Raw genomic sequence first — 25,598 nt, 5'->3', positions numbered from 1 at the left:
TTAATGAGCGAGGAGCGAGCGGTTGTCATGGCGAATTCGAATACTTATGGTCATCATTGAATTCACTTACACTAACTGAGTTGGCCTACTCCTGCTGGATAAATGAACAGGTATGAGGCGATGTGCAAGCATGCATGAAACTGATAATTCGAACTTTTTCTAAAAGTGCCTGTCCTGCGAGTCTTTACCATTGAAAAAAGAGGGATTTGATTCACTGCACATATTGAATAAAGGTTGGTTTGATTTCTGGTTACACAACCATGAACTTAAAACGCCTGTGCGAGAGCGATCTATTTATATAAACGAATTAATTAATGTCATTGGCATTTTAGACTGATTACCTTAACACAACCCAACAATATTTATCCTAAACCATTTTTTACAACAAGCTCCGATAAACATAATTCCCTTTTACCTTGAATTAGGTTTCGTCGAGCTGCCATGAAGACTTTTCCCGAATGAAATGATGACAGCGAAGACTCTTAAATAGGCTTATTTGCTGTCCAAAACCACATTTTGGGCAAAAAATCACACTTCTTATTTTTGAGTATATTTCAACTAGTGCCCCGTGCTCTACTTGTGCGGATATTCAAACCACAATGGAGAGAAAGTTTATGACATCATGCGCGTACCCAATTTACGAACCAAGAAGCATTGAGGATGGCGTTGGGGAAACCATAGGCCCATATAATCAACGGTACGCTATAGGCACAAATGGAGATGATGGTTTTCCTTTTTTGGCGGATTACACCTATGGTTTCGGAGGAGATGATTCGTTTCAAGGGTATGGCTGTTTTTTAGGTGGTGATGGAAACGACTGGGCAGAGCTGTTCGATGATTTTGGTGGCCGCTTGATGGGTAACAATGGCGATGACTACTTAATTGGAAGTAAGTATGGTAACTATCTACACGGTGGCAGAGGTGATGACACAATCTTTGGTGGGTACTATTCCGAGCCTAAAGACGATGATGCACTTACTTACTTTCAAAGTATTGCCGGTGATAGAATTTATGGCGGAATGGGGAGTAACAAGTTATTCGGCTCAAATGGTCATGATTATATCAATGGCGGCTTTTCTGTCATATTTGCAGGTAAAGGTAGTTATCTTAATGGTGGCGAAGGGCAAGATACTTTAGTAGGAGGTTGGGGTAGTGATACTTTTGTCTTTGATATTGAAGACTTCGTAGGTAATCAGTACGTTGACTTTATCCCCCGTGGTGAACATGGCATCATCTATGCCGCAGGCCAAGGTTTCGACACTCTCACAGATGCACGTGGTGAAATTGATTTTACAGGTGCAACCTACAGAGAGGAAAACTCTACAGAATCCGGCAATGTGATAAGCGGAATTGAAGCAGTTGTTGCTACCGCCACCGCTGGGACTGTCGATGATGTTTTAACCATTAATGCTTATGCTATTCAAGCGCACTCAGATTCTGATACTGGTGATGATTGGGACTCGTTTATTGCACATCTTGGTCATGGTGAAGACACATTTAACTTAGTAGGGATCGGCTGGATATATTCAGAAGGCACAAATGCAACAGTTCATATCTCACCGGAAATGCTCGCACTGGCTGGTTTGTCTGAAGAGCAAGGTTCGGAACTGAATGGATATGTATTCGAACAACGTTTTAGTGGCGATACAATTACCGTTTGGACAGATGCTGAATATGGTTTTCTAAATGGAGAGGCCTTTATTTGACTCCATTCAATTAGGCAACGATAGCTATAAATTACCACAATGAGCCTGGACAACCTTTCAGGGGGTTGAACAGGCTAGATTGATTTTTGGTTACGTCATGATGAACATAAAACTTCCGGCCGGAGAGTTCTGTTTTTCAGAACCGTTTGTTCAATGTAATGCTCGTTTTCAAGTTAATTTTTTTGCGACTAAACAATAACATCACATCTGTTTTCATTTCCAGTCCACGCAAATATTCGATGGACCTTTATTTTGAGATTAATATGGGGCTTAAATTAGCTGGCCTTTAACCCTTTAACCCTTTAACCCTTTAATCACCATCACCTGCTTCTCCAACACCAATCTCTCAGCCTCACTATTGGTCTTTTTCACATTCACCCACTGCACACCAGTAGTGTCGGCATGGTTTATTTCTAATTGCAGGGAATATTTGGCGCGTTTGAAGATGGAAAATGCGCCTAAGCCGGTAAGAACCAGGGCCAGCAATAGAACAGCTTGGTTTTGAAACTGGGAGTAGGCGAGCCAGACACCGCCGGAGAAAATCCAAATCCAGAAGAAGGTATAGAGCAGGTTATCCAGCAGGGAGAGCTCTTTGACTCTGGCATCTTTGATTTTCCAGAGCGCATATTGGTCTTTGCGGAAGTGGAAGAATTCGTGGTCGATCTCAAAGTCATCGTCTTTCAGCATCTTGGGTCAATCCTTTAACCGATTTAGCGGTGATTATCCAACGCATTGATAGTTTTGAAAAAGTAAGGTCTTTTCAGGTGAGAATGCCTTCAAAAAATCACAACATTGTGTGCGTGTGACATCAAGAAAATGGAGGGGAGTTGCATGGTGTGAGAAGCACGAAGGTGTGGAAACCTTGGGGAGATTTCCATCAATTTTAGTGATGTGAGCACTAATATCGACAAGCCTACCTATCAAACACTGTAGGGATACTTAGACTAATAATCTGAATATTAAACAGTCAGATGCAGGGATAGAGATGGTGGATTTTGTTCAACCTTACAGCGATACCGTTTTGGTATTGGGGCTTACCGGTTTTATTTTTTTCATTCAATTGATGGTTGCCGATGTGATAAGGCTGAAGGCGAAGTGTGTTCCGGGCTACCCGATAGAGCCAAGCCATTCGAGCATTTTGTTCCGGGCGACCCGCGCTATTGAAAACAGTAACGAAAGCGCGGCGATTCTGATCCTTTTCTCGCTGTTTGCCATCCTTTCTTCTGCCGACCCAGATTGGGTAAATACCAGTGCATTTATCTATTTCGGCGGACGTGTACTCCACATGCTCTGCTACTACCTAAACTTAAAACTCGGCCGCAGCGTAGCCTTTGTTATCAGCTTGGTAGGCTTGCTGGGCATGTTCATTGCGGGGATTAAAGGTTGGGGCTGATTATTGTTTCTCTGGTAGTTGGGGTTATCGTCAGCTACCTGATTTTCAGTGTACCGAAAGATAAACGAAGTCCTTTATGGTTTGGGGCCTCGATTGTGTTGGTGATGGGTATCGCCATCTGTTCTTACCCACTGGCGACGCCACATATCCTGGTTTCTGACTACTTGCCGATTGAGCAGTGCGAAACCACAGACTATGAAGTGCGAGATTACCGCACCCCAAAAAACAGAGACGTTTTGGAATTGGCGAAAAGCCAGCAAACCTTTTCTATGACCATTGACGGTAGCTTGGGTTATTGGGTCGATGATAGAAATCAGCTCAAAGCCAGAAAAGGGCAGACCGTTTCCATTACACAATGTCCGTATTTCGGTTATCCGCACCTGTCGAACATGGTCGCGCAAATTGCGTTAGCGGATTCTGTGATTTATCAATATCGTACTCAATCAGAATTTGAAGAACAGGCCGACACCAGCAAGATGTTTGGCTTTATCGGCTTCCCGTTGTTTTTGCTGCTGTTGATTGTGCTGAATATTTATCTGCGCCGAGATGATTGAGGAAAGGAACTTCAGTGAAAGCCCGTTGCCCTGAGTGTAAAACCGATACAGACACATTACCCCACACAGGGGTTTGTTCTGCATGCCATCAATTCTCAAATGATTGGCTTATCGATGACTGGACGCAATTCATGAAAATGAAGAAATTCTTGATGTGGTGTGACGTAGGGATGTTCTTAATGGCGTTGTTGTCTCTAGGGTTTTGCCTTTTCCTGTCTTCGGATGATCTGGTGTTGTGGCTGGTCAGCTTCGCCATCATTCCTGCGTCTATCAGTTTCCACTCCAACTATCGCGCTATTAACAGACCAGATGAATATCGAGGGCATACGAGTAAGGATTTAAGTTCCTGGATTCCACTGATCTGATGAAAACAAAAACGCTGCCCGTGTAGAAACGAATGAGCAGCGCTTGGGGTTCGGAGTTGTTAGCTCTTGGCGGATAATGCCCGGCGATTAAAGTACGCGAAGACTCTTAATCCAGATGTTGCTGGTTTCACCGGTTTTAAAGTTCAGTCTCGGCGAGAGATAGATGTCTTGAACGTTATCCAGGTTTAGCGCAATTTTCTTGGTGCTTTCTGGCGCCCAGCTAGGTTGTTGGAAGTCATCGGCGTTCAGTTGAACCGTCGTCCATTGATCAGAAGCTGGGATAACGGTTTGATAGTGCGCATAGGAACCGTCGCCACTTGAACCAAAGTCAGACTGAGAGAATTTCACAGAAACATCTGATTCTGAGCGGTAAGTAATTTCTACCACCGACACGCCAGAAAGCGCAGTATCTGTCGCGCAAATCAATTCCACGAACGGCCAGTTTTTCCCTTCCTGTTTGGCCGACAAGGTGAACTCGACTTGAATCTCACCATCTTGAATCAGAGGATCCGCCGCTCGGAAACTGGAGCCAAAACTGTCTGTCGCCGCTTTCCAATTCGCAACATCAAGCAGGTTCTTGCCCTTAATGCCATCTGCGGCTTGAGCGAGTGGTGCCACTAATACCGCAAAGAGTAACGTCGTGAGAAGGATAGCGCCGTTTAAAAAGCGCTTGTTGTTGATGAGATTCATAATAAAAAACCTATATTGTATGTGGTCTCACCAATATGGGTTTTGCTGAAAAAAGAATCACTTACTAGCGAGTTAAACTACGAGCCGCATCATCTTGCGGCTGGTTGAGTGGACATATTTGCGAAGTTTCAGGCTTCCTTCATCTCAAACCACTCCCTGAACCATTTGGCGAACTCGCGCGCAGGTGGTTTTAGCGGCACGTCTTTTCTCGATACTAAATAGTAGCTGGAAGCAGAAGGCATGGAGTGTTCGCCGATTCTTATCAACTCTCCGCTGGCAATGGCGTACTCTGCTAACACGCTGCGGGCGAACAACACGCCGTGTCCTTCAATGGCTGTCTTCTGTGCGTATTGGTATTCGTTGAATCTCAGGCTTTTGTAGCCTTCCACATCGAAGTCTTCGAATTTACTGAGCCATTGCTGCCAGCCAGGTTGGACGTTCACCAGTTGCGGGCTGGAATCGATAATCATGGCGGAGTGGTCGAGCAGGGTTTTTAAATCGTCGCTTTGTACACGCTCTAACAATTCTGGGCTGGCGCAGGGGAAGATCTCTTCGTCGGCAATCTTCTCGAACACTAAGCCTTCATCGTAAGGCTGATAGGTATAGCGAATCGCGAGGTCGAGGGATTGTGCACGGAAGTCGACTTTGCTGTTGTTGGCATCCAGCGTCAGGCTGAGGTCTGGGCAGGCAGCGTAGAAGTCGGGTAGGGCTTCCATCAATCGTAAATAGGCGAAGGATGAAATAGCACTCACGGTGATTTCACTGCTGGCGGCGGCAGAACGAATCTGGTGAGTGGTGGCGAGCAGTTGGTCGAAGGCGGTGGTGCTCGAGGCAGCAAGTTGGCGGCCTATCTCGGTCAGTTCCAGTTTGCCTCCGTTGCGATGAAACAATGGTGCGCGAAACCAGGATTCCAGTTGTTTGATTCGCTGGCTGACAGCCGAAGAGGTGAGGTTAAGCATCTGCGCTGCACCGGCAATGGTGCCGCTTTTTATTACCGCATCAAACGACACCATGGCGTTCATCGGTGGAATATCCTGAAACTTGCTCTCGTCCATTTTCTTCCTCATCCTCCTTTGCGATAGCAGGTGTTTAGCTGCGCTTAATGCCCGTTAACTATGATAAATATCGCGAAAGGTACATTGCCGTTAACGTCTTCATGATGCTCGCACACAGGCGAAGCGAGCACAAGGAGACGAAATGATGCAGCCAAATACTATCGGTAAAGTAGAAATGATTCTGGCGATGATGCTTTCGAGCACCATCGGCGTGTTTGTGTATGAATCGGGGCAATCAGCGCTCAATGCGGTGTTTTATCGCTGCCTGTTTGGATTCATGTTTCTCGGCTTTTACGCATGGATGCGCGGCTATCTGAATGCTTCGAAGGTCACGGGGAAAGAGTGGCTGCTGATGCTGGCAGGTGGCGTAACGCTGGTGCTGAACTGGTGTTTTCTGTTTACCTCTTTCAGCTTCGCGCCGATTGGGGTAACGACGGTGGCTTATCACACTCAACCCATTTTTGTGTTGTTGATTGCGGCGTTGTTTTTGCGTGAGCGGTTTGAGGCGCACAACTGGTTTTGGGTGCTGGTGGCGTTTTCTGGCGTGCTGATGATTGTGGATCCGTTCTCCAGCGGTTGGAGCGAAAACCTGCTCTGGGGGATTGGCAGTGCCATGGTAGCTGCCGTGTTGTATGCGATAACCACCCTGATCACCCGTCGGTTGAGCCACATCAAACCGCACTTGATTGCGACCGTGCACTTGGCGCTCGGCACATTGATGATGGCGACTTTCGCACCCGTTCAGGAAGTGCCAGCAGCAGGTGATCATTGGTATTGGTTACTGGCGCTGGGATTCTTGCAGACGGCAGTGATGTACATTTTGCTTTATGGCGCATTCCAGAAGCTGGAAACCCCAATGATTGCAGTGCTGGCCTATGTTTACCCGGTAGCAACAGTGATGGTGGATTATCTGGTTTATGGCAATGCCATCACGCCACTGATGACGCTCGGCATGGTAGCCATTCTCTTCGCGGGTTTTGCAATGAACCGAAATATTCGACCGTTCCAGTGGGGGCGGAAAGCACAGACCTGCTGATTGGCTTCGGACGTTGGCTTAATAACCACAAGGGACAATATTATCCCTTGTGGTTAATCAGAGTGATTCGAGCCAAGCGTTTTAGTGGTAATTAGAAATCAAATTCCATCGTGCTTTTCAAACCGCCTTTGCGCTCGTAAACCCGAATTTGGATGCGCTCCTGAGTCACGCTTACTCTGGTGAAGTTATCGCCAGAAAATACGTCAGAAACGGTACCCAACGGATAGGCGTTGTCATCAGTGGCAGAAGCAACGGAGCCTTTGAGTTTGAACTTGCTCCGTTTCATGTGCGGATATGGCCAGTAGAAGGCCGAAGAAATAATGGAATAGATGTTTAATGGTGGTTCACCAGGCTGGGCGATATTGAGCTCAGCAGACATGGAGCAGTGGACATCACCCGCCAGAAAAACGACTTTCTGCACATTGTTGTCGCGAATGCAGTTGATGATTTGGTCGCGTTGCTGTCGGTAGGCGCTCCACTTGTCGTCGTTTTCTTTCTTTAAATCTGGGAAGAAAGGGACAGAGGTCGCGACGAATTTTACGCGACCAGAGTCATCCGCCAACCAAGCTAGAAGTGCCTCCATTTGCGTTTCACTGATCATCTCTTCATCTTCTGGATCCCGCTCAGTGCGTGTGTCTGTCACGAAGAAGTCACAGCAACCGTCCTGGAAGGCATAGTAATAACGCTCTGTTGAGCCTGACAGCTTTCCATCGTTTTTAATGGAGAGCAGCGGACTGTGGCTCATCTGATAAATCTGGTATGAGTGGATAGCAGCAGGGTATTTTGTCGTCATGTCTTTTGAAGTGGCTTTGCTCGGCCAGTTGTCTTCAATTTCATGATCATCCAGCGTCATGTATGTCGGGACGGAGCTCATCAGTTTTCGAATGTGCTCTTGGCTGAAGGCATCTCGATAACGCGCAAGGTACTGGTCGACACATTCATCGGGGCTGATAAAGTTCAGGTCATCGGCGTAGATTTGGTCGCCGACCATCAAAAATCTGTCGACCGATTCCCCATCTTCCATCTGCTTTAAAATCGATCGGAATGTTTTGTCACCACGATTATCAAACCAACTTCCACCAAAGAGGCGCAATAGGTAACGGCATGAGCCGAAGACAAATTGTTTTGGCGCATGGATATCGTTGCTGGCGGTTTGGAATTCGCCTTGGTCTGCATCTTTCCAATCCCACTTTGTGGATGCTTTGAATTCATCGAGTTCTTTATCAGAGAAGAACCAGCCAACCTGATAAATGTATTTGGTGTCAGGCTCTAAGTCCTGAAAGACGGCTATCCCAGTCATATCGAAGTTTGGGTTCATTTTGAAGATGGAAGGGGAGCGGAAGCTGCTGCCAGCTTTGCGTATTCGCGCTACACCAAAGGCTCGCCTTGGCTGTCCGTTATCAAGTTTCTGGTGGTCTGCACGGCCAAATATACGGGCCGAGCTTTCGTCCACGTGACCGACAATGGGGCCGACCGAAAGCTTGTTGATTGACGTCATTGCTTATCTCCAGTGGTTGATATTGTTCTTATTAAGTGGTGATGCCCCTGGCTAATTGGGGGTGTATACGAAGTTTGTGTTGAGCGCCCAAGAAGGCATATACACGACTATAACGTGCCACATAAGGGATAAAGTGGTGACAGATCGACTATGGAAAAACGCAAAGGAAAAGATAAAGCGACTTGCGAGTATGAAACACTTGCCTAGATTTCATGCACTTGAACAGGGAGCGAAATCTGAGGCCTTGAATTATGCGTTGGTGGAACAAATAACGGGGTAATAGCCGCCAGTTCTGCGCGGCGCATTGATAAGCCGGGGCGAAATCATGGCATACCGAAATACTGAAAAAGCGAAAGATGAAGCGGTTGAATGGGCCTTAACCCATGGAATGGCACTCAAACAAACTGCGGATTCTGCAAGGCATCCTGCATTTACCCTTACGCCGACGGCTATTGATCAATCCCGCTATGAGCACCTGACCTCCTCCGTTCACTTGCTGGGCAAACTGGTGCATGCGGTGTCGGAAGATTCGCATTTTCTTCATCACGCGATTTCGCCTATTACGACGGGCAATATCTTTTTCCGTGCACTATTAAAAATGCATCAGCAAATTCACCAAGGTGATGAGCCAGCCCGAAGGGTACCGCTGCTCATGATGCGTAGTGATTTTATGGATGACGCAGAACTGGGTCCGAAGCTGGTGGAGTTCAATGGTATCGCAGCGGGTATGGGGCCATTTGGTCAGCGAATCCATGAATTGCATGATTATCTGACGGTTCAATGGCCCGCGCCTTACGAAGAATGGGCGGCTGAGAAACACGGTGAGTTGGTGGAAAACCGCGCTTTGGAAGGGCTGGCAGACGGCGTCGCGACGGCAACCAAATCAATCAAATCGCACTTTGGCGACGAGGGAAGGCCAACCTTTTTGATGGTGGTGCAAGACCATGAAGACAATGTGTATGACCAACACTTACTGGAACATGCACTGCAAGCCCGCGGCATAAGAACTGTGCGCCGCTCCTTCCGCGAACTCTATGATGGTCTGTTTACCGGTAAAGGGCATCGCTTATTGTTAGATGGGATTGGCCCGATTGATTGCGTTTACCTGCGGGCGGGTTATCAGTTCAGTGACTATGTGGCGCATGACATCATTGATGTCGCCTGCTGTGAAGCGTTGTCCCAAACCCGCGTGATGATTGAAAAGCACCATGTGGCGGTAAACGCGACGGTTAGCCAGCAATTGGCGACCAGCAAACGTGTTCAAATGCTACTTTCCTCAGCATCTGCAGAATCCTTGATGCAGTTCGGGCTGACGGAAGAAGAAGCGCAGACCGTGAAGCATTTCCTCGGTGAGATGGTCGCGGTTGACGAGAGCAGCGCGCAGCTTGTGGCGGAAAGCGATGTGGATGACTGGGTACTGAAAAATCAGGGAGAAGGGGGCGGGCATTGTGTATTCGGTGATGACATTGTCGCCAAGCTAAAAACGCTCGATCCACAGGAATACCAAGCCTGGGCATTGATGCGTCGTCTCCACCCAAAGCCAAGAGTTCAGCCGGCGCATTTGGTGCGCAAAGGCGAAATCTATGTGGTGGATGATTTGATCAGTGAAATCGGCTTGTTCACCGTGCACCTGAATGGAGAGCCGGTGGTCGATAATGGTGGCTATGCGGGATACCTCATCCGCAGCAAATCCTCCAAAGTGACAGAAGGCGGTGTTCACAGTGGCATGGGCTCGTTGGATTCGTTGGTGTTTAAGGGCGATTGAAACTGCGCTCCATAAAAAATCCCACGCGATTCCGTGGGATTTTCCTAAATGACGTCAAAGTTAGTTTCACGGATTAACCGAATATAAAGTGATCTTCTGTTAGGTACGCAGCGTCTGTATTACTGAGTGTGATGGTAAATGATCCGTCATTCGAAGCGTTATCTACCGTTGCTTCGATGACAGTGTCGGTGCCTTGCTGGGAGATTTGCAGCAGACTGTAATCCAGTGTTGCTTCATGAAGCTTGAATGCAATGAAGTCTTCATTCACGTCAAAATCTGTAATGGTGTCGTGTCCGAAGTCGTTCTCGAACTGTGTCGTATGATGGAACATGAAGGTGTCACTACCTTCACCACCTGTCAGCAAGTCATTGCTCCAGATTCCTTGTAGCGTATCATTGCCTTTTCCTCCATCTAACACACCACTCCCTTCAATATGGTCATTGAAGTCAGTGCCAACAACGTTATTGCCGTTCAGGAAGAATTCAGTATTCGCAGAGGTTAATTCCGAGATATCTGTATTCAGTAGTGTCACAGAATGACCTTCGGCGATATCGATGACAGTATCAGATCCAGATTGAGTGAATTGCAATGAGGACAGATCAATATCTTGGGTTCCGAACACGCGATAAGAAATCACCAAAGCGTCTTCAGTGGCGTTGAAATCTCGGATTGTATGGTCATAGTCGCCGTAACGCCATGTGGTGACAACAAACTCTGTATTACCAACCCCCGTGGTGGAGGCATTCCAAGCTCCGATATAGAAAGTATCTGCACCTTGACCACCTGTTAAGGTGTCACTACCCAAGCCAGCGTAAAGCTGGTCATCACCGTTCCCGCCATTCAATATATCGTTATTGTAACCACTGGAATTATCTGGACCCGCGACAAGAATATCGTTTCCATCCTCTCCTTTTAGGACGTCGCCATGCTCACCGCCGATGAGTATGTCATCACCTCTACCACCACTCAGCCTGTCATTACCGTCATAGCCATTGAGTGCGTCATCACCACTCCCTCCGACAAAAACATTATTTTGCTGCGGAAGGCCGCTGTACTGTGGAGCTGATATGTTGAAGGAAATGTCACGTTCGATGGAGAAATCTGACGCATCTACACCCATCAGAACAGTCTCTTTTCCATTTAACGACACAATCGTATTATCACCATCCTGAGTAACATCAATGGCATATGATGAGGCGTCAACATTCAAACCTTCTAGATCGGGGTCGGCATCAAATCGAAGATGATCGATACCGGGTTGAAAGTCGGTGATATACTGCGGCGAATTGTCACCACCCTCAACATTAAACACGAAAGTGTCTTCCCCTAAACCGCCAGTAGAGACGTCGCTTGCAAAACGCGCATCATTACCGTCACCTGCATCTGTGTAACGGAATTCTCTGGGGCCACTAATCCCTGACTGAGTTTCGACGAATTGATTGTCGGTTGAGCGAAACGCTAAGAACCTATCAATGGCATTTTGTGAATAGCTCACCATACCACTGTGATCGATGGCGTCATTAAACGAAAAGTGTGCAGAAGTCAGAGAAGTCGCATCAGTGTTATTTAAGGTGATTGTTGAATCTTCAGAAAGCGTGATGACAGTAGTCATACCTACCTGGTCGATCGTCAGTTCGCTAAAGTCCGAGGCAATTTGATTATCGATACTGATCACGTCTTTATCGAGTTCGAAATCAACAATTCGATCGTGGCCTGAGCTTATCGAAATATCGGTACCTTTTTCTAAGGTAAAGTACAAATCTCTATTTAAGACGTTAGCTCCAAAGAAGAAAGTATCGCTTCCAGAACCTCCAAACAGCAGTTGGTCGTTGTGGTTACCAGCCAGTAAGTCATTACCATCACCGCCCCAAAGGCGGGTGCCCTGACCGAGGCTGCCGACAACAAGTAAGGCGTCGTCTCCCGTGCCACCTAATGCCTTGTCCTGGTTCCCTAGGCTGATCAGAACGTCGTTATCTGAGCCACCGCGGAGCGTGTCGTTTCCATAACCTTCAATCCAATCTCTGCCAGCGCCGCCTATCAAAGTGTAGCTAGCGTCGACATTGCCGATTAACATGTCGTTGCCCGCACCGCCGACAGCCTTTTCGCTGTTTGTGATTTGGTCATTTCCTTCGCCGCCATAAGCTTGGTCATTTCCTGACCCACCGCGAATGCTATCGTGGCCTGCTCCACCATCAATAAAGTCATCCCCAGCATTACCAGATAGTAAATCGGAGCCACCGAGCCCATATAAGAAATCGTTACCATCGGTGCCCTCGATGGCATCAGCACCTTCAGTACCGGACTGAGAGAGTATGGTATCTGCTGAATAGAGAAATTGTGGTTGCGCTGAAGTCTCATCACTGGTTTTCGATGAATTATCTGTAGAATCCAACATAGTTGAAGACATATTTTCTTCCTGATTATTATTGTCCTGATGTAGAAGGTTTAAATTAACAATCGAGGTGGGAAAGTCTTGTTTTTATTTTAAGATCGAGGTTTTAAATTCATTTGTGTTTCATTAATAAAGCATTGAGTTGTAAATTATTAGTTTAAAACTTTCAAAGGTGACAACTTATTCTAATCGACGATGGTAATTTATTTTAATCAATGGGGGAGTTTATAGTTGCTTGTCTAAATAAGTGGGTGAATTAAAACGTTTCATGACTCATTGAGGTTGGAGTTCTGGTCGCCATAGAGTCTATATAGAGATAAAGTCTTGTAGGAGTTGGCTTTTTCTTCCGCTAGTTCAGTTGATTTTTATGCCTATTATTCCATGCAGTAAAAGAGGGGGTGTCGCTTTGATTGGGTGAATGATTTGGTGGTTTTTTTGAGGTGGAAGTCAAGTGTATAAAAGAATTATAAGTTTGAATTTAGAAATTGCTTCAAATTCGAGTTGGTTAGTGTTGTGTGCTAGGTCAATAAAAAGCACTAATAAGAGAGATGAACACGAATTATGGCTTACAAATCATTATGAATTCTTGTTCAAGTTCATCAACACGAATAAAGCCGAGCTTTGAGTAGAGTTGTTGTGCTGGATTGGTTTTGATAACACTTAATTGCACAGTCGAGTTGGTTTCTTTAGCAACACCCAATAGGTTTTTAATTACACTTTCTCCAATACCCCTGCCTTGATAGTCAGGGTGAATCTGAATTTGAATCAGTTTCCAAATATTTTCCTCGAGGGAATAAGTCGCTTTCAGCAATCCAATCGGCTTGCCTGAATACTCGATGATTTCTGCGCAGTCGAACTGGTAGCGAATCCGTGCTTCGTAATTCTCTCTGGACGTCGGCATACCCACCTGTTCAAGGTACTTTCGCATCGTCAAGTCTCTGAGTTCGAAAAGAAAGTCCATGTCAGATTCAGTGGCTTTGCGGAGGGATATATCCATGCAGCGTCCTTTAGATCAAAGAAGTGAATTTGCAAAGACTATCCCATTACCTACCCGCTATTTCAATGGGTTAGATGATTCTAACTATTCCTCGCCACCCGGTACTTTGGGGTAGGGGAATTTGATATGGCCGATTCGGATGACAAACACGGTGATCGCGAGGATAAGGCCAGCAATGGTGATGGAGAGGATCCGCCAGTCATCCATGTTTTTCATATCCAGGATAAGGTAACGCGCCAGTGCAACTATTCCGATGTAAAGTGGCATGCGGACGGGTACTTTTCCTGATTCGAAGAAGCTGTGCACCATGGCAAGGACTTCGAGGTAGATGAACATCAGCAGAAGATCGCCGACTGACACGGTGCGGTTAACGATGACTAAATGGATTTCCTCGCCAATGGCATAGATTGTGGCGATCACAATCAGTACCAGCACGCAGTTCTCCATAAAGTGTATGACTTTAGACGTATTTTTGTTCTTGGGCATTTTCACCACCATCCTTGGGTAAAATGGCAGTGTAGCGAGAAGCTTTACAGTTGTGCCGTCTCATTGGCAAGAGCACACCCCTTCAATATTGAAGGAGTGCGATTATGAAGAGAGTTTGAAGTGGCTGTTATCGAACAGAAAGCAGGTAGTTCAACGCACCACGAACAGCAGCAACCTGCGCATCATTACATTCTTCGTCGGTCACTTTCGGGCTGTCTGGGTACACTTCTGTGGTCGTACCGTATTGGCAATTGGTGAAGCCACTACACAAACCCAATTTCTTTGTTGGGTAGTTAATCACGCCTTCCTGCTCTACCGGAGTGCCAATGATATTGCCGTTTTCATCTGCTGGTGCAATGTGAGTGACTTTGCGCACTTCATTGATGATGGCGGTTTGGAATTCCGTGTTCGGCATGTCAGTGTCGCCAACGGTGTAGAAGCCATCTGGCACTGTATCAGGCTCATATTCCTTGCCGTCACGTGCAGCCAGCGCAGGGCGGAATTCAGATTCATCGGTGTCGGTGGTTTCGTGCAGATCGATATGGGTGAAGATTTCCACCCCCAGACCTTTTACCCAAGCCATCACATTCGCCGCTTCTTCTGAAGGGCTGTTTTCATAGAATGAGCGGTTAGGGTCGATTGTTTGTGGGTTCCATCGGTTGATGGTTTCATAACCCCAAGGGCTGACACATGGCGCAACCACCAAGTTGAAATGCTCGGTGTAGTTTAGTGCTTCTGTATCAAGAAACTTCAGTGCGCCATGAACACCACTGGTTTCATAGCCATGCACGCCACCCGTGATCAAAATGGTAGGTTTGGAAGCATCGAAATTGCGGCTGCGAATACCGAACTGTGGATAGCGAGCTTTGTTATATGAGAGCGCACCGTATTGCTCGACATCGAAACGATCTTTCAGTGCATTGATTTTTCCAAGCACTTCTTCTTGATAGCTGCGTTTGATGCTCACAGTGTGCAACCACTGAACTCTTTCTTTTTTGCCCCAAGGTTGACCTGGTGTACCGATCGGGTATGCGTTAGACATGCTTGTTACTGTTCTCATGTTACTTTGACGGTGTGATTATTCGCACCTTCCCCTTATGAGGCAAACTTTTTATCTAGTGACAGGCGTTTTATTTACTCAGCATCTGCCACGAGAAAACTTTCCAACCTGTCTGAAAGCCAGGCTGTCAGTGCGCCGCCACGTGCATCCATGGCGGTAATTTCACCATAAGGTTGCCATTGCATCGCGTTGGAATGGCGCATGACCTGCAACGTGCCACTACGAAGATACTTCCTCAACAGCATAGATGGCACATTTGACCAACCTGAACCATCCAACACCGCATCTCGAAGATGCTCGTAAAAAGGCAATGCGATGTAGTGGGGTGAGATTGGATCGAGCGCTTTAAGGCCTTCGTCATCTACGTAAGCGAGGGTGATTTCGGTATAGCGTTCCAAGTCTGCACGTTGTATACGTTTCATCGACGCTAATGGATGATCTTTGCGTACCACAGACATCATGCGTACCTGACCCAGTTTCTTTGAGTTAATGCGGCCAAAGGCGCGGGTTTCTGGCAACAGACCGAAAGCCACATCGACCATGTTTTCATCCACCATTTCGTAAAGCTCTGGCGGCGGAGCCACGTAAATCGATACGCTGGAATCGGGGAACTGTTGCTGAATTTCCCGCATGGTGGCGCGCCAGAATGATTCCGGCAGCGCATCATCACGGCCAATGCGAAGGGCGGATTCAATGCCACTTTCGAATTGTCGGCATTTGGCTTCGATATCCACGGCAGCTTGCAACATTCGTTCGCAATCGTCATGCACCATTCGGCCAACATCCGTCAGTTTTACGCTGTTACCGGAACGGGCGAGTAACTCAACACCTAAACTGTCTTCCAAGGCACTGATCGCCGCACTCACCGTGGTGCGGCTTTTGTCGAGCTCTCGGGCAGCGCCGGCAATCGAGCCTTCTTCAACTGCGGTAAGAAACATTTCTATTTGGCTACTACGCATATCTGCATACCGTTTCATCAATCCTGTGGAAATTGATTCTACGCCTAAATATTTCAGTGAAAAGACCTGGTGACGAAAAAGTTGTCGCTCAGCAACTCTTTGATTTTGTCGAAAGGGGTTATTGTGTTTCAAGAGCGTTAAGGAATACCCAAATTACCTCGTATAAACGGCCTTTCTAGGCCAATAAGAACTGCGCTAAATGGTAAGAGGTGGTTTGGTTATTCTCGCTACTGTCAAAATTTTTGTCACTTTGTGGGGATTTATGTCTTGTGAATATACGAAAGAACGTAACTTATTGAAGTTTTCTACCCTTGCCTGTTTAGGTTTCGCGGCAATGGGTATTGGCCTGGGCATCTGGGCGGGATCCATGGTGATTGTGTTCGACGGCGCTTACTCTCTTGTCAGTCTGGCTCTTTCTCTGATGGCGCTGGCCGCAACCATGTACATTCGTAAGCCTGTGAAGAAATCAGGCCAAAATGAGCAGCCAGTTTCTGCACGTAAGGCTGCGGTGATTGAATCGCTGGTGGTTCTGACCAAAGGTCTCGTGGTGGGTATTGTTTGTCTGGTGTCTTTCGCTTCAGCAATGCAGGCTATGTTCGACGGTGGCCGTGAAGTGAACGCAGGTTTCGCGCTGGTGTTTGGCGTGATCAACGTGGTGGGCTGTCTGGCAACCTACATGGCGGTTCGTAAGCAATCCGGTAAACGCCCTTCAGCGATTTTGAAAGCAGAATCAAGCCAATGGCTGATGGACACGGTGATCAGTGCCGCTGTATTGGTTGGCTTCCTGGTCGCAGCAGGTCTGATTATGAGTGGTCTGGAAGAATATGCGGTATACGCTGACCCAATGATGGTGATTCTGGCTTCGGTTTACTTCGCGACAGTGCCGATGAAAATGATCAGCGAGTCTTCGAAGAAATTGATGGCTATCCATCAAGAATCGATGAGCGAAAAAGGTGAGGGTATCCTTGCTTGACTCACGAAGAGTTAACCGAGGACGAAGAGTTAACCGAAAGAAAAGAGCAGCTTAGGCTGCTCTTTTTTGTGGGAAACGGAGGGTGAAAATACTGCCTTTTCCTAATTCTGAAGTAACACTGAGTTCTCCCCGAATCGTTGTCGTGATCGCTTTGGCTAACGACAGCCCGAGTCCATAGCCTTCTGTTGATCGGCTTTGTTCTGTTCTGAACAAGCGTGAAAAAATGAGCGATTGGTGTTCTTCCGCAATCCCCATTCCCGTATCACTGACCGTAATGCGCGCAGATTTAGCGTCCACCTCGTATGCCAGCACGACGGCTCCATCTTCAGGTGTGAATTTAATGGCGTTGTCGAGAAGATTGACGAGCACCTGAATCAATTTACTTTCATCACTCACCAGCTGTTGACCTTTTTGGCAATCAATAATCAGCGCGATTGATTTTTCCTCCGCGGCTTCCTCGTACCATTCCACCACTTTCTCTAAGGTGTCTTTGACATCAATGGAATGAAAAGAGGGCATGCTTCGACCTGCCGCTTCATCATTAATTTTCATTAGGGTTGTCAGCATTTGGTTGGCAATTTCGGATGACTCCAGACAGTCCGTCAGCGCAGACTTTAAAGCTGCTTCACTCTCGGTTTGGGACTTGGCGCCGATCAGCGCACTTTCTGCTGATAGCCTGATGCGTGACAGCGGTGTTCGTAGATCGTGAGCGATGGCGTGAAGCGTATTTTCCATGCTTTCAATCACCATGCTCAGTCTGGTCAACAGTTTGTTGATGCTTTGGCTCATCGCTGAAAGCTGCCCTGATTTGTTTCCTTCAGAGACATTAAAAGCAATGTATAAAGTGTCGAGTGACGCAGTACTGGCTTCATCCAACTGGTGGGCAAGCGAGAAAAGCGGAGCAAGCGTTGAGTGGATCAGCTTCCAGACAAAGCCCGCACAGACGAATGCTAACAAGGTTAAGGCCATGCCAATCCTCGTCCATTCACTGAACACGGTCGGAAAATGCGCCAAAGTCGGTTGTACCATCCAATAGGTTCCTTCTTTGGCCTGCATAGGTAAGGAGATATAAGGCACGCTGGTCACTTGGGTTATCCAGCTTCTTTCATTAGCTAGATATAAATTCAAGGGGTTGGCTGGGACTACCAAGTCAAACCCTCCGATTTTTTTTGCCTCTTCTTGATTATCAGCCTGCCAGAAAATGGCAATTTGATTTTCTTCCAATCGCTGGGGGTTGGAAGTGATGACATGGAGGAATTTTTTGTCGTCGTTGAAAGTGATAATCCGTTGATATTCGGCCTGCATCGAGCTGAGTAGCTTCACGTCATTGCGATAAGACCCGTAAAGCAACATCACCGCAATGGTGATTTGCACGATCACCAAGCACAGCGTAAGCAACAGGACAAAGCGCAAGAACAAGTGGCGCTGTGTTTTGGATAGCGACTGGCTAACACTCTTTTCTGAGGACATAGCCGACTCCTCGTATCGTGTGTATCAGCGAATGGTCGAAGGACTTGTCGACTTTGTTCCTCAGCCGGCAAACGAGCACATCAACCACGTTAGTTTGGGGATCGAACTGATAGCCCCACACTTGTTCGAGAATGGCGGTTTTCGACATGACTTTTTCTGGGTTTCTGAGAAAAAGCTCTGCGAGCGCAAATTCTCTTTTATTGAGGGATATACGTTCTTCGCCCCTGACCAGTTCGCGTCGAATCAAATCAAGGCTGAGCTCGTCAAAACTCAATGATGTGGGAGAGGCGGGTTCTCGGGCTCCCCGACGTGAAATAGACTGGCATCTTGCCATCAGTTCGGTAAAGGCAAAGGGCTTAACGAGATAGTCGTCTGCGCCACATTGCAATCCAGTCACACGCTCTTGAACAGAATGCTTCGCACTGAGAATGATCACGGGCACGTTGTGGCCTTGCCCCCGAAGTTGACGGAGCAATGTCATGCCATCCATTTCTGGCAGCATCAAATCCAGAATCACTACGTCGTAATGTTCCTGAGTGGCGTAGTGGAGACCTTCAACGCCAGTTTTTGCCAGCGTGGTTGAGCAACCTTCCTGCTCGAACCCTTGCTGGAGAAACTGCTGGATGTGCGCGTCATCTTCGACGATCAGTAAATTCAATCCATGACCCCGTATTTGTCTTTTCTGTAATTTATCAGAGCGTGTTGGTGAATTGGCTTTCATTACAAGTATGTAATGGTTTGGAAAGTTTTGGGTAATTGGGTTCCGGGTACCTTATTTATACCCAAACAACCTGAAGACGCCTGATTCAGCGAGATTGACTGGCGTTGTGATCGCGGCGTTCCTTTGCTGGTGTAGCCACCTCCATCAAAAAGGAACAACAAAGAGCACGGCGTCAGTCAACTCGCCCGAAGGGAGGGCCTCAATGCGCCCACTTCTTCGTTAAATTCCACGGAAATAGAACGACTATTCCTCGCGAAATTTGCCTCGAATTGAACGCATTGATGACCTCTGAATGCGAGCATCTTCAGGTCGTTTGGGTATATCACCTTAAGTCGAACAGAAAGGAAAATGCTCATGAAATTCTCAATGAAACATTTGGCACTGGTTATTGGCGCAACCTGTTTTACTTCCTTTGGCGTAATGGCCAAGGACGTCAGCATTCAGAAATCGGAACTCTCTTCTTCTGTTGCTTTTAACCTTGCAGTGGAAGCGATGAATCAGTGTAAGAAAGACGGCTACGCGGTGACGGCAACCGTGGTTGACCCAACGGGAAGGGTGTTAGCGCAGGTTCGTGATAACAATGCAGGGACCCACACACTGGAGAGCTCGCGCCAGAAAGCGTTCACATCCGTCAGCATGAAACGCCCAACGGCGGATCTGATGATAACCATCAATGACAAGCCCATTCTGCAGCCCCTCCAATACATGGATGAAAATCTGTTGTTTTTGGCAGGCGGTATTCCTCTGAAAGAGAAAGACATGATTGTTGGTGGGATTGGTGTCGGCGGTGCGCCTGGCGGTCATCTTGATGTTGCCTGCGCAGAAGCTGCCATTAAGAAACATCTGAAATAGTGCGACAAGAGCAGGGGAGACTCTGCTCTTTCCAGTTCCGACGCTTTATAAAGCCTTGTGTGGATCGAAGCTCAGCAATTTTGGTCATGTTTTATTTTCGGTTTCAGGATACTTTGGTCTGACTGGTTTGCCGTGTAAATGGCAGGCTCAGAATGACACCGAACATGGACGAAACGGCAAATAGAACCAAGATGCATCATTTAGCGGAAAAACTGGAAAGAGCGCGCGAATTCATTGAGCTTAACCTTGATAGCGACATTGATTTGGACGCGCTCTCAGGTGTTGCATGCTTATCGAAGTTCCACTTCCATCGTCAGTTTTCCATCCGCTATGGCGTTAACGTTGCCACGTATGTCAGGCTGCTTCGCCTGAAAAAAGCCTCCTACCAACTGGTTTATCGCCCTGATATCTCCGTGACTGATATTGCGCTCGATTGTAGTTACGAAAACAGTGAATCTTTCTCCCGCGCGTTCCGGAAAGTCTTTGGTGTCTCCCCCTCTGCTTTTCGGCAGGATCCAGACTGGGCGTCGTGGGAAACCCATTTTGATGCCATTGTGCGGGTGAGAAATGAAGTGTATGTGAATCGGACTGACTTTGAGGTAGAGATTGTGGATGTCCCAAGCATCACGATTGCTGCCATGGAGCACCGAGATTCACCTAATCGACTCGGTGGAACGGTGGGAGAGTTTATTGAATGGCGACGTGCCAATTATTGTCCTCCGTCGAAGTATCGTACCTTCAATCTGGTTTTTGATGACCCTGATGCGGTAACCGACTCTTCTTTCCGCTTTGATATTGGCTGTGAGCTCCCTGAAAAAGCAGATCTATCTGACCCACGCATCAAAGTGAAAACCATTGAAGGCGGCCGATGTGCCAAGATCCGCTTTGTGGGTAGCACGGATGCCATTGGTGTCGCTGTTCGCTACCTATATTCTCCATGGCAGGAGCAATCGGGTGAGAAGCTTCGTGATTTTCCGGTGTTTTTCGAACGGATCAATTTGTTCCCTGAAGTGCCAGAACGCGAGATGAACACTGACATTTACCTGCCAATACTATGAATGTGACGGGGATTGAGACGTTTTTGTGTTGCGCCCGACTGGGTGTATCGAGCTTTATCAAAACCTATCTTGCGGCATTGCTTGTTGTCACGGTGAAAGGGGAGATGTTCGTATTGTCATTGCGGATTTGGTCTGATGAACCTCTGACGTTTTGGGGGAATGGGCTTTGGCAGGTGAACATCATACTGGCGCTTTTCTTCACTCTTTTTTATTACGTGAATCCAAACCCTTGAGTTACCTCGCGTAAGTATCTTAAATTCAAAAGGTTAGTATCTGGTCGGGGCGCGCTGTTAGCCATAACGCGTTAGTATATTGGCAAACGAAATAAGCCCAAGGAACAAATGTGATGGATAGCCTGAAACTGAAAATCCCCCCTGTTATTGTTGTCGCACTGGCACTTGCATTGATGAAGGTCATTTCCCTGTTTACCCCTGCTAGCGAATGGCTGGTTTCCCTTCCTTCTGGGTTGCCGTTGCTATTTGTGGCTATTGGTGCGTTTATTGCTGTGAGCGGTGTGGTCGAGTTTCGTCGCCATAAAACCACAGTAAACCCAATGCTGACGACGGAAGCCACGGCACTTGTTTCCGGTGGGATATACAAAATCACCCGAAACCCTATGTACCTTGGAATGTTGCTGGCGTTAGTCGGTGGCGTTTTTTATTGGGCGAATCTGTTCACGGCGTTGGGCTGTTTAGCGTTTGTGTTTTACATGAACCGCTTTCAGATTGAGCCGGAAGAAGCATACCTGACCTGTCAATTCCCGGATGCTTTTCCTGAATACATGACCAAGGTAAGACGCTGGATTTAACCGCTCAGTTTTCCAAACGTTCCGCAATCAATTCAACCCAATGTTTCACCGGCACTTGGGCTTTCGAGCCTAAGTGCAATTGGCAGCCAATGTTTGCTGTGACAATCCCTTCAGGATCACCTTCACTGAGCGCCTTCATTTTACGTTTCAATAATTGCTGACTGAGCTCTGGTTGGAACAGTGAATAGGTGCCTGCTGATCCACAACAAAGATGATCTTCCGTCGTGCGGGTTTGCTCGACACCTAATCGCCTCAATACCTCGTAATAGGTTTCCTTATTCTTCATGCCGTGTTGGAGCGTGCAGGGGCAGTGAACGGCAACTCGCTCCTTGTTCGTTTTAAGCGGCAATTGGGTGAGATCTTCGGCGAGTAAGATGTCACTCAAATCCTTGGCTTTTCCAGCAATAACCAAAGCCCTCTCTCGATAGTAAGGGGACTCGACCAGAAGCTGCGGGTACTCCTTGATGGTGACACCACAGCCTGATGCAGACATGACAATGGCTTCAGCACCATGTTCGAGATAGCGCCACCAAGCATCGATGTTTCTCTTGGCTTGTTGTACGGCGCGTTCATGTTCTGAAAGGTGAAGATTGACTGCGCCACAACAGCCTTCCTGAGCCACTTCAATCAGCTCAATCCCCAAATGACTTAACACCGCTTTGGCAGCTTTGACAGTATTGGGCGTAGCGGTTTGCTGCACGCAGCCTCTGAAGGCAATCATGGTCCGGTTGGTTTTCGTTGCGGAAGGATAGGACTTTAGCGGTTGTTCCGTTGGAATTTGCTCGCGGAAAGTGTTCGGCATGAGAAACGTAAACTGGCGTGCGAGCCTGAACATTACCTTGTTCCATGAAGCATTGGGTAGGATTCGTGTGACGCCGTAACGTAGTATTCTATCGCTAAACGAACGAGGCACATGCTTTTCAATGTGCTGCTTGCCGATATCCAACAGCTGGCTGTATTCGACGCCTGAGGGACAGGTGGTTTCACAACTTCGGCAAGTCAGGCACCTATCCAGATGCGTTCGTGTTTTCTCTGTGGCTTCGCCGTTTTCCAGCATTTGTTTGATGAGGTAAATTCGCCCGCGCGGTCCGTCCCGTTCATCGCTGAGTTCTTGGTAGGTTGGGCAGGTAGCATTGCAGAAGCCGCAGTTAACGCATCGTCGCAGGATTTCTTCGGCCTTTTTGCCATCCAGCGTGCTTAGAAACTCATCTTTCAGTGATGTCTTCATTGGCTATTGTCTCCCTGAGCTTCATCTCGCCCTAACCATGAATACATGCGGCCGGGATTAAACAGACTGTGTGGGTCAAAAGCCATTTTCAGGTTCTGGTGAATGCGTTTGGCCGTGTCCGACTGCGGATGAAAACACTCGGCATGACGATCAATGGGACGATAACAAGCGGCATGTCCACCTTGCAGAGCTGCAAGATTGGCGAGGGTGGAGAGCGATTGTTCCGAGTAGACCCATCTGACGCCACCTGCCCAGTCGATCAGTGTATCGCCCAATTGCTCATAGTGGGGTGCGGCGGGAGAGAGGGACAGCCGATATAACGGCTGCGCACGATGAGCAAAAAATGGGTGCCGGAAATTTCTGATGGACCGCCAGAACAAATCCTGATTTTCCAGCGTTTCTCCACCAAGCGTTTCTATGCTGTGATTGATAGCGAGTTGACTGCCGGAAAGCCGGATGAAGAGTTGGCCTGAACACCAAGCGCTTGCAGACAAAGGATGCGCGGACACTGAAAGATCGCGCATTCGCCTGATAGCAGAGGCTGCACCGCATTCAAACACTAAGGTGGTGGTGCTTTCTGATTTTGGACGCACACGTAGACTGACTTCAGTGATAATGCCGAACGCACCAAACGCCCCAGCTTGCAGTCTGGAAACATCGTAACCAGCGACGTTTTTCATCACTTGTCCACCAAAGCGAAGATGTTCCCCGTAGCCATTGATGAGTTTCACCCCCAGTATTGCATCGCGCAGTGAGCCCCAGAAAGGGCGTGAAGCACCGCTGATGCCTGCAGCAACAGAACCTCCGAGCGTGGCTTTGCCGTTAAAGGCCGGTGGTTCACCCACCAAGGTCTGGTTGTTATTAGCCAGCTGTGCCTGAATCTCTGCAATGGTCGTGCCCGCACGGGCGGTAATCACAAGCTCGCTCGGGCGATAGGAAATCACGCCAGTATGGTTTTTCAGGGAAACGGCCTGACCGACAGGCTGACGGCCGATGAAGTGTTTTGTATTTCCGCCAATCAAATTTAATGCTGTTTTATCCGCAATCGCATCGTTGACCTGTTCAATCAGGTTGGAGGTGATATCAGCCATTTGAGCTCCCCTCCGTGTTGTGAGAGTGGATAAGCGTTTTGTGTTCCTGACAATGCTTTGGCTCGGGAATGCCTTTGCCGGGGTTGAGCAATCCTTCCGCGTCCCAGGCTGCTTTTACGCGATGAAACTGCGCTAATTCAGCGTCATTAAACTGGTGGTGCATCTGGTTGATTTTCTCTACGCCAACACCATGTTCCCCAGTGATACAGCCTCCGGCCTCCACACAAATTCTGAGTATCTCCGCGCCGAATTCTTCGGTCTTTTCAAGTTCTCCCTGCACATTGGCATCAAACAGAATCAAAGGGTGGAGGTTACCGTCCCCAGCATGAAAGACATTGGCGACGCGTAGGCCATAGAATCGTGAAAGCTGGTGGATTTGATTGAGCACGCTGGCAAGTTCACTGCGCGGAATAGTGCCATCCATACAGTAATAATCCGGTGAAATTCGTCCTACCGCGGGGAATGCAGACTTGCGGCCTTTCCACATTCTCGCCCGTTCATCTTCGCTTTCGGAGATCTTCAGCGTGGTCGCGCCAGCCTGCTGCAATATTTGCTGAGTTTGTGAAAGCTGGTGATTCACATCTTCTTCGCTGCCATCCAGCTCGCAAAGAAGTAGGGCATCGGCCTCTTTGGGATAACCCGCTTTGGCAAAGTCTTCCGCGGCGGAAATGGCGTAAGCATCCATCATTTCTAAACCTGCGGGAATGATGCCGTTGGCGATGATATCGTTCACTGCATTTGCAGCGTTCTCCACCGAATCAAAACCAGCAAGGATAACGCGGGCCACGTCGGGCAGAGGAAGCAAGCGCACGGTGATTTCAGTGACGATGCCTAACATGCCTTCCGAGCCCGTCATTAAAGCCAGTAAGTCGAAACCGGGTAGGTCAAACGCAGCTCCGCCTAAAACCAGTTTCTCGCCTTCGACGGTGACGACCACAGCAGACACCACATTGTGGACCGTTAAGCCATATTTCAGGCAATGCACACCGCCTGCGTTTTCTGCAACGTTCCCACCAATCGAGCAGGCAATTTGGGATGAGGGGTCAGGCGCATAATACAAACCTTCACGGCTGGCTTGTTCTGATATAGCCAGGTTACGAACGCCGGGTTGAACCACGGCCAGTGAGGTGGTTTTATCGATATCCAGTATTTGATTGAGTCTGGCTAGGGAAAGCAGGAGGCCATCACTTAACGGTAAGGCGCCAGCAGAAAGACCGGTTCCTGCACCTCGGGCGACGACGTTGATCTTGTATTTGTAGCAGAGCGACATGATCGCCATGACTTCTTCTGTCGATGCAGGAAGCACGACACACGCTGGCATTTCGGTATAGACCGAGAGGCCATCACACTCATAGGGGCGCATGGTTTCTTCGTCGGTAATGACAAATTTGCTTCCGACAATGCCTTCTAGTGCTGTGATGACTTCCCTTTTCATGTTTCC

24 protein-coding genes and 1 pseudogene are annotated in these 25,598 nt (G+C 47.9%); 11 read left to right on the top strand and 14 right to left on the bottom strand.

Annotated features, from left to right (window positions below):
* Positions 1 to 199 precede the first annotated feature (199 nt).
* Both D515_RS26170 and D515_RS04170 read left to right on the top strand, forming a co-directional pair.
* Positions 200 to 337: pseudogene (locus tag D515_RS26170) on the top strand (IS6 family transposase); the annotation flags it as partial.
* Positions 338 to 614: 277 nt separating this feature from the next.
* Positions 615 to 1,706: a calcium-binding protein gene (locus D515_RS04170; protein ID WP_002536261.1), complete on the top strand. Its 1,092-nt coding sequence runs from the start codon at positions 615 to 617 to the stop codon at positions 1,704 to 1,706.
* A gap of 294 nt (positions 1,707 to 2,000) precedes the next feature.
* On the opposite strand, the gene D515_RS04165 is transcribed toward D515_RS04170, so the two are convergent.
* Positions 2,001 to 2,393 carry a hypothetical protein gene (locus D515_RS04165; RefSeq protein ID WP_002536259.1) on the bottom strand — a complete coding sequence of 131 codons (393 nt, stop codon included), beginning with the start codon at positions 2,391 to 2,393 and terminating at the stop codon, positions 2,001 to 2,003.
* A gap of 298 nt (positions 2,394 to 2,691) precedes the next feature.
* On the opposite strand from D515_RS04165, the gene D515_RS04160 reads away from it, so the two are divergent.
* From D515_RS04160 to D515_RS04150, 3 genes are all read left to right on the top strand, one after another.
* On the top strand, positions 2,692 to 3,099 hold the full coding sequence (locus tag D515_RS04160) for an MAPEG family protein (protein WP_002536257.1): 408 nt from the start codon (positions 2,692 to 2,694) through the stop codon (positions 3,097 to 3,099).
* Complete coding sequence (locus D515_RS04155) at positions 3,090 to 3,653, top strand: hypothetical protein (RefSeq protein WP_002536255.1); 564 nt, start codon at positions 3,090 to 3,092, stop codon at positions 3,651 to 3,653. The genes D515_RS04160 and D515_RS04155 overlap by 10 nt, the downstream gene beginning before the upstream one ends.
* 131 nt (positions 3,654 to 3,784) lie before the next feature.
* On the top strand, positions 3,785 to 4,018 hold the full coding sequence (locus D515_RS04150; RefSeq protein ID WP_152442342.1) for a hypothetical protein: 234 nt from the start codon (positions 3,785 to 3,787) through the stop codon (positions 4,016 to 4,018).
* Positions 4,019 to 4,105: 87 nt separating this feature from the next.
* On the opposite strand, the gene D515_RS04145 is transcribed toward D515_RS04150, so the two are convergent.
* On the bottom strand, positions 4,106 to 4,708 hold the full coding sequence (locus D515_RS04145) for a hypothetical protein (protein WP_002536252.1): 603 nt from the start codon (positions 4,706 to 4,708) through the stop codon (positions 4,106 to 4,108).
* 128 nt (positions 4,709 to 4,836) lie between these two features.
* Entirely contained in the window at positions 4,837 to 5,763 is a 927-nt protein-coding gene (locus tag D515_RS04140; RefSeq protein ID WP_002536251.1) for a LysR substrate-binding domain-containing protein, read from the bottom strand.
* Between the two features lie 142 nt (positions 5,764 to 5,905).
* Between D515_RS04140 and D515_RS04135 the strand changes: the two genes are divergently transcribed.
* On the top strand, positions 5,906 to 6,799 hold the full coding sequence (locus D515_RS04135; protein ID WP_002536249.1) for a DMT family transporter: 894 nt from the start codon (positions 5,906 to 5,908) through the stop codon (positions 6,797 to 6,799).
* A gap of 91 nt (positions 6,800 to 6,890) precedes the next feature.
* Here D515_RS04135 and D515_RS04130 read toward each other — a convergent pair whose 3' ends face one another.
* Positions 6,891 to 8,297, bottom strand: coding sequence for an alkaline phosphatase D family protein (locus tag D515_RS04130; RefSeq protein WP_002536247.1), 1,407 nt, complete (start codon positions 8,295 to 8,297; stop codon positions 6,891 to 6,893).
* 325 nt (positions 8,298 to 8,622) lie between these two features.
* On the opposite strand from D515_RS04130, the gene D515_RS04125 reads away from it, so the two are divergent.
* Positions 8,623 to 10,062, top strand: coding sequence for a glutathione synthetase (locus D515_RS04125; RefSeq protein ID WP_002536245.1), 1,440 nt, complete (start codon positions 8,623 to 8,625; stop codon positions 10,060 to 10,062).
* 73 nt (positions 10,063 to 10,135) lie between these two features.
* On the opposite strand, the gene D515_RS26340 is transcribed toward D515_RS04125, so the two are convergent.
* The 5 genes from D515_RS26340 to D515_RS04100 form a co-directional block, all read right to left on the bottom strand.
* Entirely contained in the window at positions 10,136 to 12,469 is a 2,334-nt protein-coding gene (locus tag D515_RS26340) for a calcium-binding protein (protein ID WP_002536243.1), read from the bottom strand.
* Between the two features lie 544 nt (positions 12,470 to 13,013).
* Entirely contained in the window at positions 13,014 to 13,451 is a 438-nt protein-coding gene (locus D515_RS04115) for a GNAT family N-acetyltransferase (protein WP_002536242.1), read from the bottom strand.
* An 84-nt stretch (positions 13,452 to 13,535) separates the two neighbouring features.
* Positions 13,536 to 13,937: a phosphate-starvation-inducible protein PsiE gene (locus tag D515_RS04110; protein ID WP_002536240.1), complete on the bottom strand. Its 402-nt coding sequence runs from the start codon at positions 13,935 to 13,937 to the stop codon at positions 13,536 to 13,538.
* Positions 13,938 to 14,064: 127 nt separating this feature from the next.
* Entirely contained in the window at positions 14,065 to 14,979 is a 915-nt protein-coding gene (locus D515_RS04105; protein WP_239643934.1) for a M14 family metallopeptidase, read from the bottom strand.
* Positions 14,980 to 15,071: 92 nt separating this feature from the next.
* Positions 15,072 to 15,956 (bottom strand): LysR family transcriptional regulator, encoded by an 885-nt coding sequence (locus D515_RS04100; protein WP_039849602.1) that lies wholly within the window; start codon positions 15,954 to 15,956, stop codon positions 15,072 to 15,074.
* Between the two features lie 262 nt (positions 15,957 to 16,218).
* Here D515_RS04100 and D515_RS04095 point away from each other — a divergent pair, with 262 nt between their 5' ends.
* Entirely contained in the window at positions 16,219 to 16,929 is a 711-nt protein-coding gene (locus D515_RS04095; protein ID WP_039849601.1) for a cation efflux transmembrane domain-containing protein, read from the top strand.
* 51 nt (positions 16,930 to 16,980) lie between these two features.
* Here D515_RS04095 and D515_RS04090 read toward each other — a convergent pair whose 3' ends face one another.
* Entirely contained in the window at positions 16,981 to 18,303 is a 1,323-nt protein-coding gene (locus tag D515_RS04090) for a sensor histidine kinase (protein WP_160167784.1), read from the bottom strand.
* Positions 18,304 to 18,376: 73 nt separating this feature from the next.
* Entirely contained in the window at positions 18,377 to 19,057 is a 681-nt protein-coding gene (locus tag D515_RS04085) for a response regulator transcription factor (protein WP_039849574.1), read from the bottom strand.
* 483 nt (positions 19,058 to 19,540) lie between these two features.
* Here D515_RS04085 and D515_RS04075 point away from each other — a divergent pair, with 483 nt between their 5' ends.
* The 3 genes from D515_RS04075 (at position 19,541) to D515_RS04060 (ending at position 21,838) form a co-directional block, all read left to right on the top strand.
* Entirely contained in the window at positions 19,541 to 19,972 is a 432-nt protein-coding gene (locus tag D515_RS04075) for a GlcG/HbpS family heme-binding protein (protein WP_239643939.1), read from the top strand.
* Positions 19,973 to 20,124: 152 nt separating this feature from the next.
* Complete coding sequence (locus tag D515_RS04070; RefSeq protein WP_002536227.1) at positions 20,125 to 21,030, top strand: AraC family transcriptional regulator; 906 nt, start codon at positions 20,125 to 20,127, stop codon at positions 21,028 to 21,030.
* A 346-nt stretch (positions 21,031 to 21,376) separates the two neighbouring features.
* A complete protein-coding gene (locus D515_RS04060; RefSeq protein ID WP_002536224.1) occupies positions 21,377 to 21,838 on the top strand; it encodes a methyltransferase family protein in 462 nt (153 codons plus the stop codon).
* Between the two features lie 4 nt (positions 21,839 to 21,842).
* Here the strand turns inward: D515_RS04060 and glcF are convergent, their stop codons facing one another.
* Genes glcF through D515_RS04045 form a run of 3 tightly spaced genes read right to left on the bottom strand, consistent with a single transcriptional unit; the run spans position 21,843 to position 25,592 of the window.
* Entirely contained in the window at positions 21,843 to 23,066 is a 1,224-nt protein-coding gene (gene glcF, locus D515_RS04055; RefSeq protein WP_002536222.1) for a glycolate oxidase subunit GlcF, read from the bottom strand.
* Positions 23,063 to 24,157, bottom strand: a complete 1,095-nt coding sequence (gene glcE, locus D515_RS04050; RefSeq protein WP_002536220.1) for a glycolate oxidase subunit GlcE — start codon at positions 24,155 to 24,157, stop codon at positions 23,063 to 23,065. The genes glcF and glcE overlap by 4 nt, the downstream gene beginning before the upstream one ends.
* Positions 24,150 to 25,592 carry an FAD-linked oxidase C-terminal domain-containing protein gene (locus D515_RS04045; RefSeq protein ID WP_002536218.1) on the bottom strand — a complete coding sequence of 481 codons (1,443 nt, stop codon included), beginning with the start codon at positions 25,590 to 25,592 and terminating at the stop codon, positions 24,150 to 24,152. Before D515_RS04045 ends, glcE begins: the two co-directional genes overlap by 8 nt.
* Positions 25,593 to 25,598 lie beyond the last annotated feature (6 nt).

It is taken from the genome of Grimontia indica, assembly GCF_000333895.2.
GTDB lineage: Bacteria > Pseudomonadota > Gammaproteobacteria > Enterobacterales > Vibrionaceae > Enterovibrio > Enterovibrio indicus.
This window is presented reverse-complemented; position numbering and strand designations above follow the sequence as displayed.

What these genes read in the sequence shown, in the direction of transcription:
- D515_RS04170 (WP_002536261.1), top strand. Translation starts at nt 615, where the DNA reads ATGACATCATGCGCGTACCCAATTTACGAACCAAGAAGCATTGAGGAT.
- D515_RS04165 (WP_002536259.1), bottom strand. Translation starts at nt 2,393, where the DNA reads ATGCTGAAAGACGATGACTTTGAGATCGACCACGAATTCTTCCACTTC.
- D515_RS04160 (WP_002536257.1), top strand. Translation starts at nt 2,692, where the DNA reads ATGGTGGATTTTGTTCAACCTTACAGCGATACCGTTTTGGTATTGGGG.
- D515_RS04150 (WP_152442342.1), top strand. Translation starts at nt 3,785, where the DNA reads ATGAAAATGAAGAAATTCTTGATGTGGTGTGACGTAGGGATGTTCTTA.
- D515_RS04145 (WP_002536252.1), bottom strand. Translation starts at nt 4,708, where the DNA reads ATGAATCTCATCAACAACAAGCGCTTTTTAAACGGCGCTATCCTTCTC.
- D515_RS04140 (WP_002536251.1), bottom strand. Translation starts at nt 5,763, where the DNA reads ATGGACGAGAGCAAGTTTCAGGATATTCCACCGATGAACGCCATGGTG.
- D515_RS04135 (WP_002536249.1), top strand. Translation starts at nt 5,906, where the DNA reads ATGATGCAGCCAAATACTATCGGTAAAGTAGAAATGATTCTGGCGATG.
- D515_RS04130 (WP_002536247.1), bottom strand. Translation starts at nt 8,297, where the DNA reads ATGACGTCAATCAACAAGCTTTCGGTCGGCCCCATTGTCGGTCACGTG.
- D515_RS04125 (WP_002536245.1), top strand. Translation starts at nt 8,623, where the DNA reads ATGGCATACCGAAATACTGAAAAAGCGAAAGATGAAGCGGTTGAATGG.
- D515_RS26340 (WP_002536243.1), bottom strand. Translation starts at nt 12,469, where the DNA reads ATGTCTTCAACTATGTTGGATTCTACAGATAATTCATCGAAAACCAGT.
- D515_RS04115 (WP_002536242.1), bottom strand. Translation starts at nt 13,451, where the DNA reads ATGGATATATCCCTCCGCAAAGCCACTGAATCTGACATGGACTTTCTT.
- D515_RS04110 (WP_002536240.1), bottom strand. Translation starts at nt 13,937, where the DNA reads ATGCCCAAGAACAAAAATACGTCTAAAGTCATACACTTTATGGAGAAC.
- D515_RS04105 (WP_239643934.1), bottom strand. Translation starts at nt 14,979, where the DNA reads ATGTCTAACGCATACCCGATCGGTACACCAGGTCAACCTTGGGGCAAA.
- D515_RS04100 (WP_039849602.1), bottom strand. Translation starts at nt 15,956, where the DNA reads ATGCGTAGTAGCCAAATAGAAATGTTTCTTACCGCAGTTGAAGAAGGC.
- D515_RS04095 (WP_039849601.1), top strand. Translation starts at nt 16,219, where the DNA reads ATGTCTTGTGAATATACGAAAGAACGTAACTTATTGAAGTTTTCTACC.
- D515_RS04075 (WP_239643939.1), top strand. Translation starts at nt 19,541, where the DNA reads ATGGCCAAGGACGTCAGCATTCAGAAATCGGAACTCTCTTCTTCTGTT.
- D515_RS04070 (WP_002536227.1), top strand. Translation starts at nt 20,125, where the DNA reads ATGACACCGAACATGGACGAAACGGCAAATAGAACCAAGATGCATCAT.
- D515_RS04060 (WP_002536224.1), top strand. Translation starts at nt 21,377, where the DNA reads ATGGATAGCCTGAAACTGAAAATCCCCCCTGTTATTGTTGTCGCACTG.
- glcF (WP_002536222.1), bottom strand. Translation starts at nt 23,066, where the DNA reads ATGAAGACATCACTGAAAGATGAGTTTCTAAGCACGCTGGATGGCAAA.
- glcE (WP_002536220.1), bottom strand. Translation starts at nt 24,157, where the DNA reads ATGGCTGATATCACCTCCAACCTGATTGAACAGGTCAACGATGCGATT.
- D515_RS04045 (WP_002536218.1), bottom strand. Translation starts at nt 25,592, where the DNA reads ATGAAAAGGGAAGTCATCACAGCACTAGAAGGCATTGTCGGAAGCAAA.